The organism is Shimwellia pseudoproteus (assembly GCF_016415625.1).
GTDB classification, from domain to species: domain Bacteria; phylum Pseudomonadota; class Gammaproteobacteria; order Enterobacterales; family Enterobacteriaceae; genus Shimwellia; species Shimwellia pseudoproteus.
Window position 1 is genome coordinate 1 of the sequence record NZ_WBXP01000015.1, and the last position, 20,962, is coordinate 20,962.

Below are 20,962 nucleotides of genomic sequence, written 5' to 3' on the forward strand. Positions count from 1 at the left end.
ATCGGCGAAGGTGAGTTGATGGCTCATGATGTCCCTCTGGGATGCGCTCCGGATGAATATGATGATCTCATATCAGGAACTTGTTCGCACCTTCCTTAGTTAACATCTTACCGAATCGCGTTATGTAACTATCGATAATATTAAAATTCTGATAATGAATATTTAATACCGCAATTAAATTAACTGTTGATATACAACCACCGTAATAATGAAACAAGACAATCTGGCCATCATCAGGGTGTATTCAGTCTGGAAATAAGCGTATCGGCAGGATAATCCCCGGCCAGAACAGGCCGGGGCGGGAGGGTTAGCGTTTTTTACCGAAGGCGGCGGCCAGAGCATCACTCATGGCGCTGTTACCGGCCGGGGCATTATCCCGCTGGCGCGGTTTTGCCCCCCGGGAGGCCGGGCGATTGTTGCGGCCCTGCTCCTGGGCTGCACCCGGGCTGCGGCGGCTGGTGCTGTCGCCGGGTTGCTCATCCAGACGCATGGTCAGGGCAATACGTTTGCGGTTAAGGTCCACGTCCATCACTTTGACCTGCACGATATCACCGGCTTTGACCACTTTATGCGGATCGTCAACGAACTTATCCGACAGCGACGAAATATGCACCAGACCATCCTGGTGCACCCCGATATCCACAAAGGCACCGAAGTTAGTCACGTTGGTGACCGCCCCTTCCAGCACCATTCCCGGGGCCAGATCGTTCATGGTCTCTATCCCGTCGGCGAATTTTGCGGTTTTAAATTCCGGGCGCGGGTCGCGGCCAGGTTTCTCCAGCTCTTTGATGATGTCGGTAACGGTCGGCAGCCCGAAGCGTTCGTCGGTATAGTCTGAGGCCCTGAGCTCACGCAGCGCGTTGCTGTCCCCCATCAGCACTTGCAGGCTCTGATGGGTGGCGGCGAGAATGCGCTCTACCAGCGGGTAAGCCTCCGGGTGCACCGTTGAGGCATCCAGCGGGTTATCCCCGTGGTTGATGCGCAGGAAGCCCGCACACTGTTCAAAGGCTTTTGGCCCCAGACGGCTGACTTTCAGCAACTGCTGGCGGTTACGGAACTGGCCGTTCTCATCACGCCAGGAGACGATATTCTGGGCCATCATCCGGGTCAGACCGGCGACCCGGGTCAGCAGCGCCACAGAGGCGGTATTCAGATCTACCCCGACGGCGTTTACGCAGTCTTCCACCACCGCATCGAGCTTTTTAGCCAGCAGAGTCTGGCTGACATCGTGCTGATACTGGCCCACCCCAATGGATTTCGGGTCGATTTTCACCAGTTCCGCCAGCGGGTCCTGGAGGCGGCGGGCAATGGAGACGGCGCCGCGCAGGGAAACGTCGAGGTCCGGGAACTCCAGAGCGGCCAGCTCAGAGGCAGAATAAACCGACGCCCCGGCTTCGCTGACAATCACTTTCTGGGCGGTGACCGCCGGGAACTGTTTTTGGACATCGAGGAAGAAGCGTTCGGTCTCCCGGGAGGCGGTACCGTTGCCGATGGCAACCAGTTCGACCCGGTATTTCTCACACAGTGCCGCGACCACCACTGCGGCTTTGGCGCTCTGGCCGGTGTGGGGGTAAATCGTGTCTGTGGCCACCAGTTTGCCGGTGCCGTCAACCACCGCCACTTTGACCCCGGTGCGCAGGCCCGGATCAAGGCCCATGGTGGCGCGCAGCCCGGCGGGGGCCGCCATCAGCAGATCGTGCAGGTTGCGGGCAAACACGTTGATAGCTTCATCTTCGGCCCGCTCGCGTACGCTGCCCATCAATTCGGTTTCGAGGTGCATCATCACTTTGATGCGCCATGTCCAGCTCACTACCGCACGGCGCCAGCTGTCCGCCGGGGCATTGTTCAGACGCAGCCCCAGATGGTCGATTATCAGCTGTTCGCAATAGCTTTCCCGGGGGGGCTCGTCAAACTGCGGATCGGCATTTAATGACAGTTGCAGGATACCTTCGTTACGGCCACGGAACATAGCCAGCGCCCGGTGTGACGGCACGCTGGCAATCGGTTCGTGGTGGTCGAAATAGTCACTGAATTTCGCCCCTTCCTGTTCTTTGCCGTCGGCAACCCGGGAGACCAGATGGGCATTCTTCCACAGGTAATCGCGCACCTTGCCGAGCAGTACCGCGTCTTCGGCAAAACGTTCCATCAGAATGTAGCGCGCACCGTCGAGGGCGGCTTTACTGTCGGCGACACCGTTGTCGGCGTTTACATAGTCCGCGGCGGCGGTATCGGGATCGTGGGACGGGGTATTCCACAGTAGATCGGCCAGGGGTTCGAGGCCCGCTTCAATGGCAATCTGGCCGCGGGTGCGGCGTTTGGGTTTGTAGGGAAGATAGAGATCTTCCAGCTCGGTTTTGCTCAGGGTGCCGTTGATGGCGCCCGCCAGCGCGTCGGTCAGTTTGCCTTGCTCGGTGATGGACTTGAGGATGGCCTGGCGGCGGTCTTCCAGCTCGCGCAGGTAGCCCAGCCGGGTTTCCAGCTGGCGCAACTGGGTATCGTCCAGCCCGCCGGTGACTTCTTTACGGTATCGCGCAATAAAGGGCACCGTGTTGCCCTCGTCCAGCAGGCGCACGGCAGCGTCAACCTGCTCGTTCCGGGCCTGGAGTTCGCCGGCAATAATGCGGCACAGAGAATTATTCATCATGGTGTTATCATCTGTTGATTGCGGAAATAGTCGGAGGATACGGACTGGCGGGTAAAATTGCCAGCCGCAGAGCCTGTCTGGACCGGATTCAGACGGTTCCGGGCCGGGCATATTCAATGGTGTTGACGTACCAGCTGGCTTCCCCGGCTGGGGTCTGTACGACAACCAAATCGCCGACCTCTTTTTTCAGTAAGGCCCGGGCCATCGGGGCGTCGATAGAGATATAATCTTTACGGCCAAAAATCTCGTCATAGCCCACGATGCGAAAGCGTTTTACGTCGCCATCGTCGTTTTCGATTTCTACCCAGGCGCCAAAGAACACTTTGCCTTCCTGTTGCGGGGAGTAATCGACAATTTTCAGGTATTCGAGGCATTTGGTGATGTAGCGCACCCGGCGATCGATTTCCCGCAGGCGCTTTTTATTATACTGGTAATCGGCGTTTTCACTGCGGTCGCCGAGGCTGGCGGCCCAGGTCACTTTTTTAGTGACTTCCGGCCGTTCCTGGCGCCACAGGTAGTCCATTTCCTGTTTTAGCTTTTCGTAACCTTCGCGAGTAATAAGCGGTGTTTTCATTTGATGAGTGGCTCCGGTTTTCCAGACCCGGGGTACTTTACACTGCGGTGATGTACCTGGGGGTCAGAACAGGCTAATTTGCTGATAAACGCACAGATAACTTGCTGTAAAATATGCTTTGTAACAATTTCGACTAGAATATATACCAGAATTGGCTGGTTAAGCGCGTCGGCTTTTTTAGAATACCAGCACTCAGTATTCGAACCTTTGGGAGTAACACAATGCAAGAGAATTATAAAATTCTGGTGGTAGACGACGATATGCGTCTGCGCGCGCTGTTAGAGCGTTATCTGACAGAGCAAGGCTTCCAGGTTCGTAGTGTGGCCAACGCCGAGCAGATGGACCGTTTACTGACCCGCGAATCGTTCCACCTTATGGTGCTGGATCTGATGCTGCCGGGTGAAGACGGTTTGTCTATCTGTCGTCGCCTGCGTAGCCAGAGCAACCCCATGCCGATAATCATGGTGACCGCGAAAGGGGAAGAAGTGGACCGTATTGTCGGGCTGGAAATTGGCGCCGATGACTACATTCCTAAGCCGTTTAACCCGCGTGAGCTGCTGGCCCGTATTCGTGCGGTACTGCGCCGCCAGGCCAATGAACTGCCCGGTGCTCCTTCCCAGGAAGAGGCGGTTATCGCCTTCGGTAAATTCAAACTGAACCTCGGCACCCGCGAAATGTTCCGTGACGACGAGCCGATGCCGCTAACCAGCGGTGAGTTTGCGGTGCTTAAAGCACTGGTCAGCCACCCCCGTGAGCCGTTATCCCGCGATAAGCTGATGAACCTGGCCCGCGGCCGTGAGTACAGCGCCATGGAGCGCTCCATTGACGTACAGATTTCCCGTCTGCGCCGCATGGTGGAAGAAGATCCGGCGCACCCGCGCTATATCCAGACAGTCTGGGGCCTCGGTTATGTTTTTGTACCGGACGGTTCTAAAGCATGAGGCGATTGCGCTTCTCACCGCGTAGTTCTTTTGCGCGCACCCTGTTGCTTATCGTCACCTTGCTGTTTGTCAGCCTGGTGACGACCTATCTTGTTGTGCTGAATTTTGCCATCCTGCCGAGCTTGCAGCAGTTTAATAAGGTCCTGGCGTACGAAGTGCGCATGCTGATGACCGATAAACTGCAACTGGAGGATGGTACACAACTGGTGGTACCACCGGCTTTCCGGCGTGAAATTTACCGGGAGCTGGGGATTTCGCTCTATTCAGACGAGGCGGCAGAAGATGCCGGCCTGCGCTGGGCACAGCATTATGAATTCCTCAGCCAGCAGATGGCACAGCAACTGGGCGGCCCAACAGAAGTACGGGTAGAAGTGAACAAAAGCTCCCCGGTGGTATGGCTGAAAACGTCACTCTCGCCCAGTATCTGGGTGCGGGTGCCGTTAACGGAAATCCACCAGGGGGATTTTTCACCGCTGTTCCGCTACACCCTTGCCATTATGCTGCTGGCTATTGGCGGTGCCTGGCTGTTTATTCGTATCCAGAACCGGCCACTGGTCGATCTGGAGCACGCGGCGCTACAGGTGGGCAAAGGCATTATTCCGCCACCGCTGCGTGAGTATGGCGCATCGGAGGTGCGCTCGGTAACCCGGGCATTTAACCATATGGCCGCCGGGGTTAAACAGCTGGCGGACGATCGCACGCTGTTAATGGCCGGGGTCAGCCACGATTTACGTACCCCGCTGACCCGTATCCGCCTCGCCACCGAAATGATGGGCGAACAGGACGGTTATCTGGCGGAGTCTATCAATAAAGATATCGAAGAGTGTAATGCGATAATCGAGCAGTTTATTGATTATCTACGTACCGGCCAGGAGATGCCCGTCGAACGTACCGATCTCAATATGGTGTTGGGGGAGGTGGTGGCCTCTGAAAGCGGCTACGAGCGGGAGATTGATACTGATTTGCAGGCTGGCGAGATAATGGTGGATATCCACCCACTCTCGATTAAGCGCGCGGTGGCCAATATGGTGGTCAACGCGGCCCGCTACGGTAATGGCTGGATCAAAGTCAGTAGCGGTACCGAACTGAACCGCGCCTGGTTCCAGGTCGAAGATGACGGCCCGGGGATCAGCCCGTCACAGCTGGCGCATCTGTTTCAGCCGTTTGTACGCGGGGACAGCGCCCGCAGCACCAGCGGTACTGGCCTGGGGCTGGCAATAGTGCAGCGTATTATTGATAACCACCGCGGGATGCTGGATGTCGACAGCAGTGACCGGGGCGGGTTACGGATCCGTGCCTGGTTACCGCTGGCCGCCGGGGAAGGGCTCACACTGGTGAAGAGCAAGCTCCCGGCAGGGTCGGGTATCGCAAAATCGCGCACCGGGTAATCTGTGACAGATAAAAAAACCGCTGAATTATTCAGCGGTTTTTTTATCGGCAACGGTAATGGATTAGAGACGCGGGCCCGCGCTGACCAGTGCCGCCCCGGCCGGGGTATCCGTGTACTTATCGAAGTTTTCGATAAACAGCTTCGCCAGGGTGGTGGCTTTTTCCTGCCACTGCTCGGGAGAGCCGTAAGTGCTGCGCGGATCGAGGATTCGGCTGTCGACACCGGGCAGCTCCGTAGGGACCGCGAGGTTAAAGATTGGCAGGGTGAAGGTTTCGGCGTTGTCCAGCTCGCCGTCCAGAATCGCATTGATAATGGCGCGGGTGTCTTTAATGGAGATCCGCTTACCGGTCCCGTTCCAGCCGGTATTGACCAGGTAAGCCTGGGCGCCGGACGCCTGCATGCGTTTGACCAGGACTTCAGAATACTGGGTTGGGTGCAGGGTCAGGAACGCGGCACCAAAACAGGCGGAGAAGGTTGGGGTTGGTTCGTTGATCCCGCGCTCGGTGCCCGCCAGTTTTGCGGTAAAGCCGGACAGGAAGTGATACTGAGTCTGGCTGGCAGTCAGACGAGAAACCGGCGGCAACACCCCAAACGCATCGGCGGTGAGGAAGATAACCTTGGTGGCATGGCCCGCCTTCGACACCGGCTTGACGATATTGTCGATAAAGTCGATGGGGTAGGAGACCCGGGCGTTTTCGGTTTTGGACGCATCGTCAAAGTCGATAACGCCGTCTGCATCCACTACCACGTTTTCCAGCAGGGCATCCCGGCGGATCGCATTATAGATTTCTGGCTCGGCTTCTTTGGACAGGCGAATCGTTTTCGCATAGCACCCCCCTTCGAAGTTAAACACCCCGTCGTCATCCCAGCCGTGTTCATCGTCGCCAATCAGGCGGCGCTTCGGATCGGTGGAGAGGGTGGTTTTACCGGTGCCGGACAAGCCAAAGAAGACCGCCACATCGTCTTTTTCACCCACGTTCGCCGAGCAGTGCATTGAGGCAATGCCTTTGAGCGGCAGCAGGTAGTTCATGATGGCGAACAGGCCTTTTTTCATCTCGCCGCCGTACCAGGTACCGCCGATCAGCTGGATACGTTCGGTAAGGTTAAAGGCGACAAAATTTTCTGAATTTAAGTGTTGCTCTTTCCAGTGGGGATTGGTGCATTTGGCACCGTTCATCACGATAAAATCAGGTTCAAACGCGGCGAGTTCGTCGTCGCTGGGGCGGATAAACATGTTCTTAACGAAGTGCGCCTGCCAGGCCACTTCGGTAATGAAACGCACCGCCAGACGGGTATCGGTGTTGGCGCCGCAGAACGCGTCAACAATAAACAGACGTTTGCCGGACAGCTGCTCAGTCACCAGAGACTTCAACTGCTGCCAGGTTTCCTGACTCAGGGGCTTATTGTCGTTTTTTCCCTTGCCGGTGTCTGACCACCACAGCGTGTCGCGGGTTGTGTCGTCGCGCACGATGTATTTATCTTTTGGGGAGCGGCCGGTAAAAATACCGGTATCCACTGCGACTGCGCCCAGATTGGTCAACACTCCACGCTCGAAGCCTTCCAGGCCCGGCGCCAGTTCTTCTTGGTAAAGGGTGTCGTAATCAGGGTTATAGACCACTTCACTCACGTCATGAATGCCATAAGCTTGCAGAGCCTGCGGGGTAACACCATGAAAGCGCATTTGACTACTCCTTTGCTAACTTATACTGATGCAAATTGTAGGGTTGTTTTACGGTTGTTAACCGAGACGGGCCTCATAGATTTACCGTTCTGGGAAAAACATTTTTCCGGGAAACGTTGTGATGCCTGTCACAATGTGGGGTCAGATTATGACAGCATTCAGGATGTGGGCGTGAAAAATATTTAAGGAATGTTAAATAAATGCGAACAAAATAAGCTTTTTGTGAGGAGGATCGATTTTGCAAGGAAATATGTGATATCAACTATGCCAAAAATGGCATAGTTGATGGGTTTTTGTGGGCGATTAATGGATATGTGGATCCGCCGGGGAGGCGTTCTTGCGCAGCTCAATAATGTCCATTTCGTTGAACACGTAGTGATTTCCGCAGTAATCGCAGTTCATATCAATTTCCCCGTCCTCCGCCAGAATGCTGGCAATTTCTTCTTCCGGCAGGGTTTTCAGCGCATCGGCACAGCGCTCGCGGGAGCAGGTACACGTAAATTCCACCGTTTGAGGATCGTAGATTGTCACCTCCTCTTCATGGTACAGACGCCACAGCACGTCGTTCGCCGGCAGATTCAGTAACTCTTCCGCTTTGATGGTAGCGGTTAATGTCGCCAGATGGTCAAAGTCTTCCCGCTGGGCATTCTGCGCCGGCAGCACCTGGAGCAACATCCCGCCCGCGGCCGGTTTGCCGTCGGCTTCGCCGGTCAGAATAAACAGACGGGTCGGCAACTGTTCGGAACGCATAAAGTAATCTTCCAGACAGGCGGCCAGAGTATCGCCTTCCAGGCCGACAACCCCCTGGTAGCGTTCGCCTTCATCCGGGGTAATGGTTATCACCAGATAGCCGTTGCCCACCAGGGTTTTCAGATCCGCATCTTCCGGGACATCACCCTGAGTACGGGCAACACCGCGCATCTGCTGCTGGTTATTGCCGTTAATGACCGCCAGGGTCAGGGGGCCATCACCCTGTAACTGCACGGTGATGCTGCCGGCAAATTTCAGGGTCGCGGTCAGCAGACTGGTGGCCACCAGTAATTCACCCAGCACCTTTTTCACAGGCTGCGGGTAGTCGTGGTTTTCCAGGATGTGCTGCCAGGTTTCGGAAACCGTCACCAGCTCGCCGCGCACGGCGTGGTTTTCGAACAGATAGCGGTGTAATTGGTCATGTTGGGCCATAGTCGTCTCTCTTGCGGGTGGCAACGATTATTCGCTGTCACCGTATTTAAATTTCATCAGATCCCGGCGCTCTTTTTTATCCGGGCGGCGTTCCGGATTCGGCATAGACAGGGCATTCATTTTGCGCGCCAGGGCTATGCTCTCGCGTTTGGTGATGCTCTCGGCCGTCTCTTCATACAGCAGGGCGGCTTCACTGGCTGCACGGCGTTGATCCATCACATTGCGCACGATAACGGTGCGCTGATCATTCCCCTGGCGTAGGGTGATTTCGGCATCCATTTCTACCAGCTTGCTGGGCTTACTGCGCTGGCCGTTGTAGTGAACCTTGCCGCCTTCGATCATCTCCCGCGCCAGGGCCCGGGTTTTATAAAAGCGAGCCGCCCAGAGCCATTTATCCAGGCGTACACCCGCGGTGGTTTTCTCTTTCACTGCGACTCCAGAAGTTCAGGGATCAGACGCCGGTAGTCACTGAGGGCCATAAAATGCTGGTAATGTTTGTCCGGCATGCCGGAGTCCGGGTTACTGACGCCGAAACAATACCGGATACCAAAACGGGTGGCGGCATCGAGGATCGCCTCACTGTCATCAATAAACAGGGTTCTGGCGGCATCCAGCCCGGTTGTGCTGGCAACGGCCTGCCACAGACGCTGATCTTCTTTCGGATAACCAAATGTGTGGGTGGAAAGTAATAAATCAAGGTGCGCATCCAGACCGGTGTGTTTTAGCTTCACCGCCAGGTTATGGGGATGGGCGTTGGTCAGGAGGATACGTTGCTTGCCGCAGGTGGCCAGCGCGTCAAGAAACGGCACCGTATCATCGCGTAATGTCGCCCGGGGGCCTTGTGCTGTTGTCATGGCGCAAATATCCAGCCCGAGTTTTTCACTCCAGTAATCCAGACAGTACCAGTTTAGCGTATGTTGCACCGCATGGTATTCAGCCTTGATGAGCCGCTGCGCCTCTTCATGGCTCAGCCCCCGGGTGCGTTGCAGGGTCTCCGGCACCAGTTGTTGCCAGAAGTAATTGTCGAAGGCTAAATCCAGTAAGGTGCCGTCCATATCCAGCAGGATAGTGTCGATGTTTTTCCAGTCGATAGTCATGGAGCGCGGTTCCGGGCAGGGCAAAAGGCGACAGAGTAGTACAAACCTCCCGCGGCGGGAATAGCGGGAGGGTTAGTCGGCCGGGTTGCCCGGGCTGGTTAACAGATTCTGCGACAGGCAGTTCTCGTAATACTGCTGGATGGCGTGAATACGCAACTGGTGCTGCTGATAACGGCGCACCGCCATCACACCGTTCCACAGGGTACATCCCAGCAACAGCAGGAGTAGCAATGTGGTGGCGAGGTTACGCCAGACACCGGCGCTATCCGGGATGGCGTGGAGCGTGACATGTTTGGTGCCGTTGGCATCGCTCTGGATGCTGGTGACGATCCCCTCCGCCGCAAACGGGGTGCTCATCAGTTGGCTGGCCAGACGATGAAAGGCACTCCAGCGCTCTGCTGGCTGGAAGTCATCAATAGCGGTGGATGGCCAGGGGATATCCACCAGCGGGTTGCCTTCATCGCTGATTATCACAAACCCGCCCGGTGCCGGGCTGTTGAGTGCCTGGGCCGCCCGTTCGGTTTCACGCATAAAGAACGGATTGGTGGAGGTGGTGACCAGGTTATCCAGTGACTCGGCGCTGACCGGGCGCAGCAACAGGTTAGTGCCGTCCAGTTTGCCAGTGCTGGCGCGCCGGGTCAGGGTGGCCCAGTCCCGGGTATTACCGAGGTTGGTCAGGGCGTTTTTCAGCCGGACACATTCATCCCGCCCGGTGCAGAGCGCCTGGGTCTTTTTCACGATATCGGCAAAATCCGTCAGCAGGATCATCCCGGAACGCTGAATAGCAGAAGCTAACTGAGGGTTAATATCATTGTCGCCGGGCTGAGGATGCAGTTGCTGGTTTACCGAGTCCAGCAGCGCGGTGGCTTTGGCCACGGTATCGGATTCCGGGAACGGCAGCGCGCGGGCGGTATTCCAGATCATGCGGGAACAGTCGAACGGCGCAAAGGGGCTGTCGTTACGCGCTGAGAAACTGCCGGTACTGCTGATATTACAGGTCCCGGTGCCTTTGACTTTCAGGGTATCGCCCACTTTAAGGCCAGACTTTTCCAGCTCTGCCACGGTGCTGGCGCTTACGGTCTGGGCGCCTTTCAGCCAGGAGAGCGTCAGCTTCAGCGGCATATCCAGCGGTACCCAAAACGTCATCATGATCAGCACCAGCAGGGCGCCGATGGCAATCACCAGATTGCGGGACCAGCGCTGGAGCGGAAAATTGGTTACTTCATCTTCGAGTGATAAAAATGGCCCCTGGCGCACAACCCGGCGGTCGAGATAGACATCAATATCGGTCTGCTGGCCGAGATCGCGGCTCACGAAAGGCTTCCAGTGGGCCGGGTAAATCAGGTCGATAATCCCCAGAGAGATATTGTTCATCGGGTCAATATCGGACTCGCCAAACAGCCCCCAGCGTTTTGGGGTGCCCCGTAAACAGTGGATTTCACGCAGCGAACGGCGGAGCGGTGGGGCAAATAGCCCCCAGCCCCCGGCGGCAAACAGGATAATCGTCGCCCCCACCAGCCAGGGCACCAGAAATCCTGGTGTGACCAGGCACAAGAAGGCGAGGATAAAGGCGCCGACCATCAGCAACGGGCTGCACACATTGTCGGCTTTACTCAGGGCGTACTCTTCGGGGGTTTCCTGGCGCACATGGCGCAGTTCAACTTGTTCGCTCTCTTCACCGCGGATAAAAGAGTGGCCTGCCGGGGCATTTTCGAGGGCGAACCCTGCGGCGTCGTTGACATAATCTTGCAGGGTGTGGCCATTGAGGCTGATAACCAGCGGCATAGTCTCAGTGCGGACCAGCTCTATGCGGTTGTCGTTGCCAATATAGGGCTCCCAGAACGGGGGCAGGTGGACCTCAACCGAGTCAAGATAATAGCGCCATTTGTTGGCTTCATCGGTGGATAAACCGTAGCGGGTAATGGCCCGGGTTACACAGATAACTTTACCGCTGCGCGGGGTGAGGGTGAGTGACTGAGGGGCACTGCTGGCGGCGGACAGCCCCACCAGTTGGCGGGAGCGATTAAAGCTCTCCAGGTAGCTTTCAGCCGCTTTGCGTTCGTCACCGGTTAATTTACGAAACGTGGCGCCGGGAAAATTTATGGTGGGTAGCCGCGCATTGCGCTGCTGGCTACGCCACAGCAAACTTAGCCCCAGCGCGACACCGGCAAGGACAGTGGCGACTAAAATCAATAAGGTGCTCATCGGTTCCCCGTTACACCAGCATGTTGTTTTTCAAGTGCAGCAAACGGTGGCCCTTTAGCATAAACTCTAGATTACGACAGAAATGCCGGTAGCGGCTGTTATACCAGCTTTATACCCCTGGCGAATGCAATCTGATCAATTTTAGCAATAGAATGTGGCTGATAATATCAGCAAATTCCCACTTCATTTGCAACGGATTGACCATGTGGCCGGACATCCTGGTGGATTGGTTACTGAAATGTAAATGGAAAACAAATTGAATTGCCGAAACCGTGCGGCATGTCGCACAATGATGGCAGTTTTTAACCGCAGAAGCCTGATACGATGAGCGAATCCTTAAAAAAACCGACCATTCTTAACGTTGAAACCGTGGCTCGCTCCCGGTTGTTCAATGTTGAATCCGTCGATCTTGAATTCAGCAATGGCGTTCGCCGTGTCTATGAGCGTATGCGCCCTTCTAACCGTGAAGCCGTGATGATAATCCCCATCGTGGATGACCATATTATCCTGATCCGTGAATATGCCGTTGGCACTGAGAGCTACGAACTGGGCTTCTCGAAGGGGCTGATTGACCCGGGGGAGAATATCTACCAGGCGGCAAATCGCGAGTTAAAAGAAGAAGTCGGCTTTGGGGCTAATCAACTGACCTTCCTAAGACGCCTGACCCTGGCGCCGTCTTATTTTTCCAGCAAAATGAATATTCTGGTGGCGGAGGATCTCTATCCGGAGTCCCTTCCGGGGGATGAGCCAGAGCCGCTGCCGCAGGTGCGCTGGCCGCTGAGCGATCTGATGGGCCTGCTGGATGAAGCAGATTTCAGTGAAGCGCGTAATGTCAGTGCGCTGTTTCTGGTCCGGGAGTGGCTGCGGGCGCAGGGGCGGCTGTAGCCCCGGGTTCGGCGTGGTAAATAAGAAAAGACCCTGCAATGCAGGGTCTTTTTTCATGGCGGGGCGTCAGCCACAGGGTCGTTAAAACAGCTCCTGGGTTTCGCCGTTTTCCGTCACTGTGGTCCCCATCTCTTTCACCGCATGGGTGGTGGGCTGGGTGCCTTCAATAAAGAACTCCGGCTGGCTGCTGCCCCCGCTGGCCAGCTGGCCGGTGGCGCGATCGATATTGACCGTGACCACACCCGGTGGTGGGGTTAAGGGCTGCTGTGGTACCCCGTCCAGCATGTATTTCATAAAGTCATCCCAGGCGGGTTGTGCGCTTTTTGCCCCCCCTTCATACCCGGAGACCTGGTTTGGAATCGCGCCGGAGGCGGTAGTACGGCCCAGATCCCGGCGGTGATCGTCAAACCCAATCCACACAGAGGTCACCACACCAGGACCATAGCCGGAGAACCAGGCATCTTTAGAGCTGTTGGTGGTGCCGGTTTTACCGCCGATATCCGGGCGGCCGATATCCCGGGCGGCACGCCAGCCGGTGCCCATCCAGCCAGGCTCGCCGACAATATTGGTGTGCAGCGCGCTCTTGATAAGGAATGCCAGCGGGGTGCTTATCACGTGGGGCGCATATTCCTGAGGCTGACTGGTGGTCAGGGCCGTGTTGGCCTGTTCCAGCTGTGGCATCGGTACTGCGCTATTCTGCGGATTCTCAGAGGTCGCGACATCCTCAACATCTTTGTTTTCCAGAATATTGGATTTCGGGGTATCGCCATAAATGACCGGAATATCGCAATCGGCGCAGGCAATTTTCGGTTTGGCTTCGAAGATATTGTCCCCCTGCGTATTGGTGATCCGGGCGATAAACCACGGGTCAATCAGGTAACCGCCATTGGCCATCACGGAGTAACCCCGGGCCACCTGCAAAGGGGTAAATGAGGCGGACCCCAGGGCCAGCGACTCGGTATGGACGATGTTCTGTGCCGGGAAGCCGAAACGCTGCAAATACTCCGCGGCATAATCCACCCCCATTGCCCGCATAGCGCGGACCATCACCACGTTCTTCGACTGCCCCAGTCCCTGGCGCAGGCGGATTGGCCCGGCATACTGTGGCGGTGAGTTCTTCGGCCGCCAGTCAGAACCGGCACCGGCATCCCAGCGGGAAATCGGCACATCGTTCAGGATACTGGCCAGTGTCAGGCCCTTATCCATAGCGGCGGTATAGAGGAATGGCTTGATATTCGACCCCACCTGACGCAGGGCCTGGGTGGCGCGGTTAAATTTACTTTGGTTAAAGTCAAACCCGCCCACCAGGGCAATAATGGCACCGTTATTCGGATCGATAGACACCAGGGCGGAGTTAACATCCGGGATCTGGGCCAGCCACCAGCTGTCCCCTGATTTGCGCACCCAGATTTGCTGGCCCGCCTGAATAACATCCGTCACTTTACGCGGGGTGGCGCCCTGTTGGGTGTCCGAGCGATAAGGCCGGGCCCAGCGTACCCCGTTCATGGCGAGAGAGACGGCAGAACCGTCCGCCAGAATGGCGGTTGCCTCGCTGGCGCTGGCATCGGTCACCACCGCCGGCAGCAGCGAACTATAGGTGGGCAGGTTGCGCAGTGCGGCGGTGATTTTGTCATGGCGCCAGGGCGTTTCGCCCACTTTCCATAACTGGCTGGCCGGGCCACGGTAGCCGTGGCGCATATCGTAATCGAGTACGTTATTGCGCAGCGCCTGCTGGGCGGCCTGCTGGGCCTGGCGATGAATCGTGGTATAGACCTTGAAACCGTCCTCGTAGGCTTTTTCACCGTAGCGGCTAACCATTTCCTGGCGCACCATTTCGGACAGATAAGGCGAGGAGAACGCGATTTCCGGGGCATGGTAGTTGGCGTCAATGGCCTCCGCCCGGGCCTGATCGAACTGCGCGGCGGTGATATAGCCTTCATCACGCATCCGGGAGAGCACCACATTGCGGCGGGCGGTTGCCCGGTCCAGCGAGTAGAGCGGGTTAAAGGTTGATGGCGCTTTCGGCAGGCCAGCAATCATGGCCATTTCGCTCAGTGTCAGCTGGTCTACCGGTTTGCCGAAATAGACCTGCGCGGCGGCACCGACCCCATAAGCCCGGTAGCCGAGGTAAATTTTATTCAGATACAGCTCAAGGATCTCATCCTTGGTAAGCAACTGCTCAATACGCACCGCCAGAAACGCTTCTTTAATTTTGCGCATCAGGGTTTTTTCCGGGCTCAGGAAGAAGTTACGCGCCAGTTGCTGGGTGATGGTACTGGCACCCTGGGACGCGTGGCCGGAAAACAGCGCGATACTGGCTGCCCGGAAAATACCAATCGGGTCGACCCCGTGGTGCTCATAAAAACGGCTGTCCTCGGTGGCGATAAACGCATGGACCAGATCCGGGGGAATTTGCTGTAGCGACAGCGGAATACGGCGTTTTTCACCGTACTGGGCAATCAGCTCGCCATCGGCACTGTAGACCTGCATCGGTATTTGCAGGCGCACGTCTTTCAGCGTCGCCACATCTGGCAGCTGAGGCTCAATATATTTGTACAGGCCGTAAATCGAGCCGGTTCCCAGCAGAATGCAACACAATGCAAGGATGAATAAATACTTTACGAACTTCACTCGGCATTTTCCATTTAGTATGCAGTGGACAGTTTATAAACAAACGGGCGGTAGTATAAAGGCAAGCCAGACGCTTTGATACACCTGACCCTTTTGGCTATCTCTCCGGGGGGTCCCACACAGTATGGTGTGTGGCACAAATTTTGGAGGCGCAAAAATGGTCAGTAGCCAGTGGCGAATAGGGCTTGAACTGCAAAATAACGGCCTGCGGGCGGTGGGGCTACAGTACCGGCGCCAGGGCTGGCGTTTGTGTCGCTGGTGGCATTTACCGTTTTCTGCGCCGTGTTCCGATTACGCGAGCCCCGGCTTTGCCCGCCAGGCGGTAGCGGTGCTCAGCCACTGGCGCAAAACCCTGCCTTATCGTTATCAGCTACGGGTATCGATACCCGCCCTGCGTACCCTGCAACAGCAGGTGGTGGTGCCGGATCGCCCGCTGGGTGAAGCACAGCTCCAGCGCTATATTGAGCAGGCGGCCAGCGCCCAGCTGGCGCTGGCCGGGGAACCTCTGGCGTGGGATTACCCGGAACCAGCCACTGGCCCGCTGGCGGTTACCGGGGTGCGTCAGAGTGATATCCAGTTATTGTCCGGTGTGTTACGCGGCGCCTGGCTGGTGGCGCGAAGCATCACCCCCGATGCCAGCGCGTTACTGAGCTTTGCCCGCCAGGGGGCGGCTTCCCACCAGTGGCTGGTACACCGGGAGCCCGATTATTGGCTGTGGGCCGGTGACGGCGCATGGGGGAGCGATCCGGGCCAGGACCCGGGATGGTTCACGGCCTGGTGCCAGCGGCGCGGGGTGGATCCCCACCGCGTGGCGTTCAGCTCCTCACTGCCGGAAGACGCCGGGCAGGCCACGTTTTCGCCCTGGTCGGCGATCCCGGGGCTCTCACCCCCCTTACCGGCCTGTGCCGGGCTGTTTACTGTTGCCACCGGTCTGGCCCTGGGGAGCTTACCCTGATGCCCCGGCTGACGAATCTGCTGGCGTGGCGCCACCAGCGGCGCCGGGGGCGGCTGCGGTTCTGGGCCGGGATGACGGTCATCACCCTGGCCGCGATCATGGCGCTGAGCGGGCTACGCTGGCAGGCGTGGCAACTGTTGCGGGCGCAGGCCAGCGCCGGGCGGTTTGCGCATCAGCAGCGGATGTCCGCAGTGATGCAGTTGATTCACCAGCACCAGGAGCGGCAGGTGCAGCATCAGCACCTGCAACAACGCCAGCAGTTGCAGGCGGCGGCCCTGGCGCGCGGGCAGCGCTGGCAGCAGCGGCTGACACGTCTGGCGGCTATCATGCCGCAACAGGCCTGGTTAACCGGGCTGTCGGCCCGGGAGGGGGCGTTAACATTGTCCGGGATGAGCCAGACGTTACAGGGGGTAACCCAGCTGGAGCAGGGGCTGTCGCAGGTGGGGTTTCGCCATTATCAGGTGGGCCGTGTGCAGCATGATGCGGGCGGCAACTGGCAGTTCAGTTTCCGGCTTTATCAGGACGCTGCCACCAGCGCAAATGAGGGCCACGGGCATGCATCCGCTGGCTGAACGCTGGGCCAGTGGCCACCCGCGCTGGCGAGCCGCCAGCTGGCTGGGTATCTCTCTGATGTCCAGTGCTGCCGCTGTCTGGTTATCCCACCAGCAGGCCGGGGCGCAGCGATCGCTGGCGGCGGATGCTCAACAGTTTCAGCAGCAGTTCCGGGTACAGCAGCGGCGGTTGCAGGTGCTGGCGGAGGCGGCAGTGTCAGCGCCGCTTCCGGCCCGGCCCGGGTTCCCGGTGCTGGGGTTTGCCGCGGCCAATGGCGGCGCGTTTATTGCCTGGCAGCCTGAGGCCGCCGGCGGGCCAGAGCTGACCCTGGCGCTGCCCTGGGACCAGGTTGCGCAACTGTTTCCCCGGTTAATGCAGTATGCCGTTGAATTGCGGGGGTTCTCACTGGTGGCCGGGCCCCGGGATTTGCGCCTGAACCTTGCACTGACCCTGGAGCCAGAATGAGAGGGCGGTGGCGGGTGGGGGCCGTACTGTGGCTGGGGGGCTTATTACCGTGGGCCATGAGTGCGCCGGCACCGGTGGCGGGCCGGGACCCTTTCCGGCTACCCGGGGCGCATTGCGCCGGGCCAGAGCAGGGGTGGCGCTACGCCGGAAGCGTTATCGGTGTGGCGGGGGCGGTGGCGCTGGTGCACTCCCCGGACCGGCGCTGGCTCCGTATGGCCCCCGGGGAGCATGTTGACCGTGACTGGCAGATAGCGGCCATTACCCCGCAGTCGCTACAGTTGGCCCATCGCGGGGACTGTGGGGACATTCAGCTTGAATTGACATCCGAAATCGTCACCCCAGGGGGGCCATAATGCGCAATATGCTCGCGGTGTTTTTCCTTTGTTATCTGCTGATATGCCCGGCGTCTGGCCAGGGGAAGGCGCCGTTGCCTGAGCACAGTATTTCACTGGTGGTGGACAACGCTCCCGCCGGGCAGGTGCTGCAAACCCTGGCCCGTCAGGCTCAGCTCAATGTGGTGGTGGCTCCCGGGGTGAGTGGTGAGTTGTCATTACAGCTGGCGAAGGTGCCCTGGTCGCAGGCGCTGATGATTGTGGCCACGGCACTGGATGTGACCTGGAGGCTGGAAGGCAATGTGTTGCAGATATCGCCCGCCCGCCTCGCCCGGGAGCAGGCGGCCAGCCAGGAAAAACGCCGCCAGCAACGCCAGTCCCAGGCCCCGCTGGGCAGCGCGACACTGGGGCTGCGCCATGCCCGGGCCGGCGATCTTGCGGCGATGCTGACCGGGAGCGGTGCCCGGTATCTCTCTCCCCGGGGGAGCGTGCTGGCTGATGAACGGACCAACCGCCTGCTGGTTGAGGATACCCACGCGGCGCTGGCGGCGCTGCGCCACTGGGTGGAGGTGATGGACGTGCCGCTGCCGCAAGTGGAACTGGTGGCGCATATTGTCACCATTAGCCAGGAGAGCCTGCGCAACCTCGGGGTGAAGTGGGCTGCGCCGGGCAGTGGTTCAGGGGCATTAGCCGGTGTGCAGGTGGATTTACCGGCAGCGGCGGCGTCATCGCGGCTGGGGTTTACTATTGGCCGTATCAGTGGCCGGATGCTGGAGCTGGAGCTCTCCGCGCTGGAGCGGCGCCAGCAATTGGCGATCATCGCCAGCCCGCGGCTGCAGACGTCCCACCAGCAACCGGCCAGCATTCGTCAGGGCAGTGAGATTCCGTATCTGGTGACCAGCGGGGATAATGGCAATGTCACGGTGGCCTATAAAGAGGCGCTGCTGGGGATGACGGTGACCCCATACGTGTACTCCCCGGAGCGTATTCAGCTAAAACTGCACATTAGCCAGAATATGCCGGGCCAGAAACTGCAATATGCCCAGGGAGAGGTATTGACCATTGATAAACAGGAAATTGACACGGAAATTGTGCTGCGCGACGGCGAGACTATCGCCCTCGGGGGCATATTTCAGCAGAAAAAACAGCAGGCCGCTGATCAGGTTCCGTTATTAGGTGGCATACCGCTGCTGGGGAATCTTTTCCGCCATGATGCCAAAAGCCGTCAGCGTCAGGAGCTGGTGGTATTTATTACCCCGCGCTTGTTGACCGGCCGTTAATTACCTGATGCAGACACCCTTTTTTACCAGAAAGATGCGCATCTGTTTGACGCCGGAAGGGAATTAGCATACAAGGTTTACCGATTTCGCAGGCGACCGGGTAATGCGCTACACTTCCGGCCCTGAGTGATTCTGTACCAATCCGCTACCTTATAGTGTAGTGTCTTTGGGCCCTGGCAGGCCGATGGTGCGAAGTTTACGGAGTTCACTCCTTTGTGGAGCGGTATCTGAGCCAGACCTGGGGTCTGTTGCCTCCGTAATTTAAGATTTCTTTCCGGTTCGTCAGGAACGGTAATTTATTCGGTTGCCAAACTGCCTTGAGTGTTGAGATAATTTTTCACCTGACTCTCGCTCTATCGCATATGAGGTTTCAGTTCATGTCCTGTTCTGCCATACCGTGGCGGGACGGGTTTATCATTAACGAATAGTCTTAGTAATACCGAAAAAATGGCAGAGAAACGCAATATCTTTCTGGTTGGGCCTATGGGTGCCGGCAAAAGCACTATTGGGCGTCAGTTAGCTCAGCAGCTTAATATGGAATTTTACGATTCTGATCAAGAGATTGAGAAACGTACTGGCGCCGATGTGGGCTGGGTCTTCGATGTAGAAGGTGAGGACGGCTTCCGCGATCGTGAAGAAAAAATCATCAACGAACTGACGGAAAAACAGGGTATTGTTCTGGCGACTGGCGGTGGCTCTGTCAAATCCCGTGAAACCCGTAACCGTCTTTCCGCTCGGGGGGTTGTTGTTTATCTGGAAACGACCATCGAGAAACAACTGGCCCGTACCCAGCGCGACAAAAAACGTCCATTGCTTCAGGTGGATTGCCCACCGCGCGAAGTGCTGGAAGCCCTGGCAGGGGAACGTAATCCTCTGTATGAAGAAATCGCAGATGTGACAATTCGTACTGACGACCAAAGCGCAAAAGTGGTCGCAAATCAGATTATTCACATGCTCGAAAACAATTAATTTTGCCGTAATACACAGCCGCGTCTTCGGGCGCAGCGTTAAGCGTTAAAGGGGCTGAGCATCATGGAAAAGTTGACCGTTACTTTGGGGGAACGCAGTTACCCTATCACCATCGCCACGGGTTTATTCAACGATCCGGCTTCCTTTTGGCCGCTGAAAGCGGGCGAGCAGGTTATGCTGGTCACTAACGAGACGTTAGCGCCGCTCTACCTCGAACAGGTTCGCCACACGCTGGAGCAGGCCGGTGTTAACGTAGATCACGTCATTCTGCCCGATGGTGAACAATATAAAAGTTTGCCGGTGATGGATACCGTGTTCACCGCATTGCTGGAAAAACCGCATGGCCGCGATACCACGCTGGTGGCGCTGGGCGGTGGGGTTATTGGTGATTTAACCGGTTTTGCCGCGGCAAGTTATCAGCGCGGGGTGCGCTTTATTCAGGTGCCGACCACGCTGTTATCCCAGGTTGACTCCTCTGTTGGCGGAAAAACGGCCGTTAACCACCCGCTGGGTAAGAACATGATCGGTGCCTTCTGGCAGCCCGCTTCTGTGGTTATCGACCTTAACTGCCTGAAAACACTACCGCGCCGTGAGTTGTCCTCCGGGCTGGCGGAAGTGATTAAGTATGGCATCATCCTTGACGCGCCTTTCTTGTGCTGGCTGGAAGATAATCTGGATGCGCTGCTGGCACTGGATGAAAAAGCCATGGCGTATTGCATCCGTCGCTGCTGTGAACTGAAGGCCGACGTGGTTGCCGCAGATGAGCGGGAAACCGGCATGCGCGCGCTGCTCAATTTAGGACATACTTTTGGCCATGCCATTGAAGCCGAGATGGGCTATGGTAACTGGCTACACGGTGAAGCGGTTGCCGCCGGGATGGTGATGGCGGCGCGAGTCGCTCAGCGTCTTGGGCAGTTCAGCGAGTCCGATGTACAGCGAATTATTACGCTGCTGACGCGTGCGGGCTTACCGGTTAACGGCCCTGAGGGCATGGCGCCTGAGGCGTACCTGCCGCATATGATGCGTGATAAGAAAGTCATTGCCGGAGCGCTGCGTTTAGTGCTGCCTCTGGCAATAGGGAAGAGTGAAGTGCGCGCCGGAGTAGCGCGTGACGTAGTGTTAAACGCGATAGCTGATTGCCAGCAAGCGTAACAATTATAAAGGTCAATCGCCGCAATC

The 20,962-nt window shown here is 57.5% G+C and carries 18 protein-coding genes; 10 read left to right on the top strand and 8 right to left on the bottom strand.

The features are described from left to right. Positions 1 to 307: 307 nt before the first annotated feature. Positions 308 to 2,644, bottom strand: coding sequence for a Tex family protein (locus F9C28_RS08645; RefSeq protein WP_199014828.1), 2,337 nt, complete (start codon positions 2,642 to 2,644; stop codon positions 308 to 310). A gap of 88 nt (positions 2,645 to 2,732) precedes the next feature. Next, positions 2,733 to 3,218, bottom strand: a complete 486-nt coding sequence (gene greB, locus F9C28_RS08650; RefSeq protein ID WP_199014829.1) for a transcription elongation factor GreB — start codon at positions 3,216 to 3,218, stop codon at positions 2,733 to 2,735. Between the two features lie 221 nt (positions 3,219 to 3,439). Between greB and ompR the strand changes: the two genes are divergently transcribed. Further along, positions 3,440 to 4,159 carry an osmolarity response regulator transcription factor OmpR gene (ompR, locus tag F9C28_RS08655; protein WP_001157747.1) on the top strand — a complete coding sequence of 240 codons (720 nt, stop codon included), beginning with the start codon at positions 3,440 to 3,442 and terminating at the stop codon, positions 4,157 to 4,159. Further along, positions 4,156 to 5,547, top strand: a complete 1,392-nt coding sequence (envZ, locus tag F9C28_RS08660; RefSeq protein ID WP_199014830.1) for a two-component system sensor histidine kinase EnvZ — start codon at positions 4,156 to 4,158, stop codon at positions 5,545 to 5,547. The genes ompR and envZ overlap by 4 nt, the downstream gene beginning before the upstream one ends. 63 nt (positions 5,548 to 5,610) lie before the next feature. On the opposite strand, the gene pckA is transcribed toward envZ, so the two are convergent. The 5 genes from pckA to F9C28_RS08685 form a co-directional block, all read right to left on the bottom strand. Continuing rightward, a complete protein-coding gene (gene pckA / locus F9C28_RS08665) occupies positions 5,611 to 7,230 on the bottom strand; it encodes a phosphoenolpyruvate carboxykinase (ATP) (protein WP_199014831.1) in 1,620 nt (539 codons plus the stop codon). 303 nt (positions 7,231 to 7,533) lie between these two features. After that, complete coding sequence (gene hslO, locus F9C28_RS08670) at positions 7,534 to 8,412, bottom strand: Hsp33 family molecular chaperone HslO (protein WP_199014832.1); 879 nt, start codon at positions 8,410 to 8,412, stop codon at positions 7,534 to 7,536. 27 nt (positions 8,413 to 8,439) lie between these two features. Then, the gene (gene hslR / locus F9C28_RS08675; protein ID WP_199014833.1) at positions 8,440 to 8,841 is read right to left on the bottom strand and encodes a ribosome-associated heat shock protein Hsp15; all 402 of its coding nucleotides are present in this window, start codon (positions 8,839 to 8,841) and stop codon (positions 8,440 to 8,442) included. Next, positions 8,838 to 9,509: a GMP/IMP nucleotidase gene (gene yrfG, locus F9C28_RS08680; protein ID WP_199014834.1), complete on the bottom strand. Its 672-nt coding sequence runs from the start codon at positions 9,507 to 9,509 to the stop codon at positions 8,838 to 8,840. Before yrfG ends, hslR begins: the two co-directional genes overlap by 4 nt. Positions 9,510 to 9,581: 72 nt before the next feature. Next, positions 9,582 to 11,714, bottom strand: coding sequence for an intracellular growth attenuator family protein (locus tag F9C28_RS08685; RefSeq protein ID WP_199014835.1), 2,133 nt, complete (start codon positions 11,712 to 11,714; stop codon positions 9,582 to 9,584). A gap of 324 nt (positions 11,715 to 12,038) precedes the next feature. Here F9C28_RS08685 and nudE point away from each other — a divergent pair, with 324 nt between their 5' ends. Continuing rightward, positions 12,039 to 12,599: an ADP compounds hydrolase NudE gene (gene nudE, locus F9C28_RS08690; protein WP_199014836.1), complete on the top strand. Its 561-nt coding sequence runs from the start codon at positions 12,039 to 12,041 to the stop codon at positions 12,597 to 12,599. A gap of 81 nt (positions 12,600 to 12,680) precedes the next feature. On the opposite strand, the gene mrcA is transcribed toward nudE, so the two are convergent. After that, positions 12,681 to 15,230, bottom strand: coding sequence for a peptidoglycan glycosyltransferase/peptidoglycan DD-transpeptidase MrcA (mrcA, locus tag F9C28_RS08695; RefSeq protein ID WP_199014837.1), 2,550 nt, complete (start codon positions 15,228 to 15,230; stop codon positions 12,681 to 12,683). Positions 15,231 to 15,387: 157 nt separating this feature from the next. Here mrcA and F9C28_RS08700 point away from each other — a divergent pair, with 157 nt between their 5' ends. The 7 genes from F9C28_RS08700 (at position 15,388) to aroB (ending at position 20,935) form a co-directional block, all read left to right on the top strand. Next, the gene (locus F9C28_RS08700; protein ID WP_199014838.1) at positions 15,388 to 16,185 is read left to right on the top strand and encodes a DNA utilization protein HofM; all 798 of its coding nucleotides are present in this window, start codon (positions 15,388 to 15,390) and stop codon (positions 16,183 to 16,185) included. After that, entirely contained in the window at positions 16,185 to 16,757 is a 573-nt protein-coding gene (locus F9C28_RS08705; protein ID WP_199014839.1) for a PilN domain-containing protein, read from the top strand. Before F9C28_RS08700 ends, F9C28_RS08705 begins: the two co-directional genes overlap by 1 nt. Beyond that, a complete protein-coding gene (locus F9C28_RS08710; RefSeq protein WP_199014840.1) occupies positions 16,741 to 17,202 on the top strand; it encodes a HofO family protein in 462 nt (153 codons plus the stop codon). The genes F9C28_RS08705 and F9C28_RS08710 overlap by 17 nt, the downstream gene beginning before the upstream one ends. Beyond that, positions 17,199 to 17,555: a HofP DNA utilization family protein gene (locus F9C28_RS08715; protein WP_199014841.1), complete on the top strand. Its 357-nt coding sequence runs from the start codon at positions 17,199 to 17,201 to the stop codon at positions 17,553 to 17,555. The genes F9C28_RS08710 and F9C28_RS08715 overlap by 4 nt, the downstream gene beginning before the upstream one ends. Beyond that, complete coding sequence (locus F9C28_RS08720) at positions 17,555 to 18,814, top strand: secretin N-terminal domain-containing protein (protein WP_199014842.1); 1,260 nt, start codon at positions 17,555 to 17,557, stop codon at positions 18,812 to 18,814. Before F9C28_RS08715 ends, F9C28_RS08720 begins: the two co-directional genes overlap by 1 nt. A 447-nt stretch (positions 18,815 to 19,261) precedes the next feature. Continuing rightward, positions 19,262 to 19,783, top strand: a complete 522-nt coding sequence (aroK, locus tag F9C28_RS08725) for a shikimate kinase AroK (protein ID WP_199014843.1) — start codon at positions 19,262 to 19,264, stop codon at positions 19,781 to 19,783. 63 nt (positions 19,784 to 19,846) lie between these two features. Next, a complete protein-coding gene (aroB, locus tag F9C28_RS08730) occupies positions 19,847 to 20,935 on the top strand; it encodes a 3-dehydroquinate synthase (RefSeq protein ID WP_199014844.1) in 1,089 nt (362 codons plus the stop codon). The last annotated feature ends 27 nt before the right edge of the window (positions 20,936 to 20,962 follow it).

Coding starts and splice junctions, on each gene's coding strand:
- aroK (WP_199014843.1), top strand. CDS start 19,262: ATGGCAGAGAAACGCAATATCTTTCTGGTTGGGCCTATGGGTGCCGGC.
- ompR (WP_001157747.1), top strand. CDS start 3,440: ATGCAAGAGAATTATAAAATTCTGGTGGTAGACGACGATATGCGTCTG.
- hslO (WP_199014832.1), bottom strand. CDS start 8,412: ATGGCCCAACATGACCAATTACACCGCTATCTGTTCGAAAACCACGCC.
- F9C28_RS08705 (WP_199014839.1), top strand. CDS start 16,185: ATGCCCCGGCTGACGAATCTGCTGGCGTGGCGCCACCAGCGGCGCCGG.
- F9C28_RS08710 (WP_199014840.1), top strand. CDS start 16,741: ATGCATCCGCTGGCTGAACGCTGGGCCAGTGGCCACCCGCGCTGGCGA.
- F9C28_RS08720 (WP_199014842.1), top strand. CDS start 17,555: ATGCGCAATATGCTCGCGGTGTTTTTCCTTTGTTATCTGCTGATATGC.
- aroB (WP_199014844.1), top strand. CDS start 19,847: ATGGAAAAGTTGACCGTTACTTTGGGGGAACGCAGTTACCCTATCACC.
- F9C28_RS08685 (WP_199014835.1), bottom strand. CDS start 11,714: ATGAGCACCTTATTGATTTTAGTCGCCACTGTCCTTGCCGGTGTCGCG.
- F9C28_RS08645 (WP_199014828.1), bottom strand. CDS start 2,644: ATGATGAATAATTCTCTGTGCCGCATTATTGCCGGCGAACTCCAGGCC.
- nudE (WP_199014836.1), top strand. CDS start 12,039: ATGAGCGAATCCTTAAAAAAACCGACCATTCTTAACGTTGAAACCGTG.
- F9C28_RS08715 (WP_199014841.1), top strand. CDS start 17,199: ATGAGAGGGCGGTGGCGGGTGGGGGCCGTACTGTGGCTGGGGGGCTTA.
- yrfG (WP_199014834.1), bottom strand. CDS start 9,509: ATGACTATCGACTGGAAAAACATCGACACTATCCTGCTGGATATGGAC.
- greB (WP_199014829.1), bottom strand. CDS start 3,218: ATGAAAACACCGCTTATTACTCGCGAAGGTTACGAAAAGCTAAAACAG.
- pckA (WP_199014831.1), bottom strand. CDS start 7,230: ATGCGCTTTCATGGTGTTACCCCGCAGGCTCTGCAAGCTTATGGCATT.
- F9C28_RS08700 (WP_199014838.1), top strand. CDS start 15,388: ATGGTCAGTAGCCAGTGGCGAATAGGGCTTGAACTGCAAAATAACGGC.
- envZ (WP_199014830.1), top strand. CDS start 4,156: ATGAGGCGATTGCGCTTCTCACCGCGTAGTTCTTTTGCGCGCACCCTG.